The 2,936-nt window shown below is 71.7% G+C and carries 4 protein-coding genes; 2 read left to right on the forward strand and 2 right to left on the reverse strand.

What is annotated here, in order from left to right:
* Positions 1-88: 88 nt before the first annotated feature.
* Together QH270_RS02125 and QH270_RS02130 are read left to right on the forward strand one after the other, a co-directional pair.
* Positions 89-1,108, forward strand: coding sequence for a pyridoxal phosphate-dependent aminotransferase (locus QH270_RS02125; RefSeq protein ID WP_348537627.1), 1,020 nt, complete (start codon positions 89-91; stop codon positions 1,106-1,108).
* A 43-nt stretch (positions 1,109-1,151) separates the two neighbouring features.
* Entirely contained in the window at positions 1,152-1,526 is a 375-nt protein-coding gene (locus QH270_RS02130; protein ID WP_280338628.1) for a cupin domain-containing protein, read from the forward strand.
* Here the strand turns inward: QH270_RS02130 and QH270_RS02135 are convergent, their stop codons facing one another.
* Together QH270_RS02135 and QH270_RS02140 are read right to left on the reverse strand one after the other, a co-directional pair.
* A complete protein-coding gene (locus QH270_RS02135) occupies positions 1,527-1,907 on the reverse strand; it encodes a hypothetical protein (RefSeq protein ID WP_280338629.1) in 381 nt (126 codons plus the stop codon).
* An 86-nt stretch (positions 1,908-1,993) separates the two neighbouring features.
* Positions 1,994-2,215 (reverse strand): hypothetical protein, encoded by a 222-nt coding sequence (locus tag QH270_RS02140; protein ID WP_280338630.1) that lies wholly within the window; start codon positions 2,213-2,215, stop codon positions 1,994-1,996.
* Between the last annotated feature and the right edge of the window lie 721 nt (positions 2,216-2,936).

Raw genomic sequence — 2,936 nt, forward strand, 5'->3', positions numbered from 1 at the left:
GTCCGAACGATTTGGCCTTCGTACCCGGGGCGCCGGGGGGTTTTTGCGCGGGGCGGGCGGGGGTGGGTGGGGGCGGTGGGGTTTCCCGGTGGGGGGGGGTTACCGGTCCACCCCGCCCCCCGTTTCCCGCGGCACGGCCACTCTGTTCGACCTGTCCCTCAGCGAGAACCCGTTTCCGCCGCTGCCTTCCGTGGTCGCCGCCGTGTGGGACACGCTCGCCTCGGCGAACAGATATCCGGAGTTCCTGCCGGAGCGGTTGCAACGGCTCATCGCCGAGCGGCTGGGTGTGCTCCCCGACGATGTGGTGGTCGGCGCCGGGGCGACCGGCGTCGCCATGCAGATCCTGCGGACGCTCGGCGGCGGCGAGATCGTCAGCAGCACACCCACTTTCGACGGCTACCCGATCATGGCGGAGATGACGGGGAGACCGCTGGTATCGGTGCCGCTGGACCCCGCGGGGCAGCAGGACCTGGTCGCCCTCCGCCGAGCGGTCCACCGCCGGACCGCGCTGGTCGTGCTGTGCCGCCCGCACAACCCGACCGGAACGGTGCTCGACGCGGCGGCGGTGCGTGCCTTCCTCGCCGCGATCCCCCGGCGGGTACCGGTGCTGCTCGACGAGGCGTACGTCGAGTTCCTCGACCCGGCCGATCGCCTCGACCCGCGCGATCTGCTGCGTCGACATCCGAATCTGCTTGTGCTGCGCACGTTTTCGAAGGCGTACGGCTTGGCGGGACTGCGGATCGGATACTGCGTGGGGCGCGGCGAGCTGATCGCCCGGGTGCGCGCGCAGCAATTGCCCTTCGGCATCCCGGCCGCGGCGACCGCGGCCGTCCGGGCCTGTTACGCGGCCGACGAGGAACTCCGCGCCCGGGTCGGCCACATCCAGCGGGAGCGCGAGACACTACGGGCTGCCCTGTGTGCCTCAGGAATCGTCGCCCCACCCAGCCGAGCCAACTTCCTCTATCTGCCCGGCCCGGGAGTGGCCACCGCGCTGCGCCAAGCAGGCATCAAGGCCAAGCCCTATCCCGACGGCAGTGCCCGCATCACCGTCGGCGACCCGACCGCCGGGCTCGCCGTGCGTTCCGCACTCGCCGGTCTGCGCGGCTGAGGGCCCAGGTCGGCGGGTGCGCGGACCGTGGTTCGATGGCCGTATGACCTGGTGGCGAACCAGCTCGTTCCAGCCGAATCCCGCGCCAGCGGTCGGCACCGCCAGCCGGACGCTGCTGCGGGTGCGGCTGGGCCGGCGCGACATCGTGATCCGCCGGACGCGCATCGCGCCCGGCGGCAGCAGCGGGTGGCACTATCACGACGGCACGCTGTTCGTGCTGGTCACCCGGGGTGTCCTCGACCATCCGTACGTGCGACGTGGCCCAGCGGTGTATCCGCGAGGCCACGTCTTCCGTGAGCCGAGCGGACCGGCGAACGCGCACGTGGCCCGCAATCTCGGCCGTACCGAAGTGCGCATTCTGGTCCTGTATCTCAACCCGGCGGGCAGTCTCCTGTCCCACCATGTCCCCCCACCCTGATCAGCAGCTGCTACCCCCGCCACAGCTGCTCGAACTGCCGCCGCCGCAGCTGCTGCTGCTCGAACTACCGCTGTCGCAGCTGCTCGACGAACCGCTGTCGCCGCCGAACCAGCCACCGCTCGAGCTGCTGCTGTACCCGCCGCCGTAGCCGCCGTCGGCGTAGGACCAGCTGCTCGACCGCGATCCGCGCCGGTGCGCCATCCGCGCCCTGGCCCGCTGCGCTTCGGCGGCCCGGTAGGCCCGCCGGGCCCGGGCCGCCGGGGTATCGGTGGCCCTGACGATCGCGACGATGATCATCACGGGAACCATGACCATGATCGCCACCCCGATTCCCGCGATGAAGAAGGCGACGATCGTCCCGATCACTTCGGCGATATCCATGAAACCTCCCCAGCCGGTTCAACTCTCACGGCCGAAGGTATGCCCGCCGCCTTAACAACCCCTTGCGACCGACTGGCACCGGTGCGTCAGCCGGGCTGACGGGACGCGGCCTGCGTGGACGACCGCCAGGGCAGCCGGTCCGCGCGGGCGAGATCGCGGAAGGCGTCGGCCGTGACCAGCGCCGCAATGACGAACAGGGGGATGGCCGCCATGGCCGATTTGTCGATCACCGTCGCGCCGATGACGGCCAGGAGCACCGCCGCGGCGAAGGCCATGATCAGGTCGCCGGAACCACTGAACAGTTTCATGCCACACCCCTGTTCGAGTCCTACCTCAGGCGGTCAGCCTCCGCCGCCGCCTCCGCCACCACCGCCACAGCCGCCACCCCCGCCGCTGCTGCTACCACCGCCGCAGCCGCTGGAGCCACCACCGTCACCACTGGAACCACCGCCGTCGCCGGAACTCCAGCCGAAGGACGAGCTCGAGCCGCCCGCGCTCCAGCCGCCGCCCCCGCCCCGCCTACCGGAACGACCGGAGTGCGAGTTCCGGGAGAGCAGGGCGAAGCCCGTGGTGTAGAGCCCGATGGCGACGCAGAACAGTACGAAACCCAGTATGGGCGCGAACCCGAAAGAGATCACCCCGATCACCGTGACGAGCAGTCCCGATCCGATAGCCCACATGTTTCCCCCTCGGTCGATTCGTCCAGCTCAGCCGGATGCGGCCCGCCCACCACCGTCGCGACATGGTGGATTCCCCCCACTGGCTGAGCACTGGGTACCCGAGCGCGGCTCAGGCCAAACGGCGGTCAGCTGCCCCCGCCGCAGCCGCCACCACCGCCACCGCAGCCGCCGCCACTGTCACTACCGCTGTCGCCGCCGCCGGCATAGAAGTGCCCACCGCCGCCGCCCGCGGCGCCCGCGCCCCCCGAGGCCCCCCCCCCCCCGGGGGGCGTGGGGGGGGTCCGCAACATGTATTAGGGGCTGGTCCGGGCAGCGCCGGCGCCCGCCCGCCCCCCGGCGGGCCCCCTGG

It is taken from the genome of Nocardia neocaledoniensis, assembly GCF_029868625.1.
Lineage (GTDB): Bacteria > Actinomycetota > Actinomycetes > Mycobacteriales > Mycobacteriaceae > Nocardia > Nocardia neocaledoniensis_A.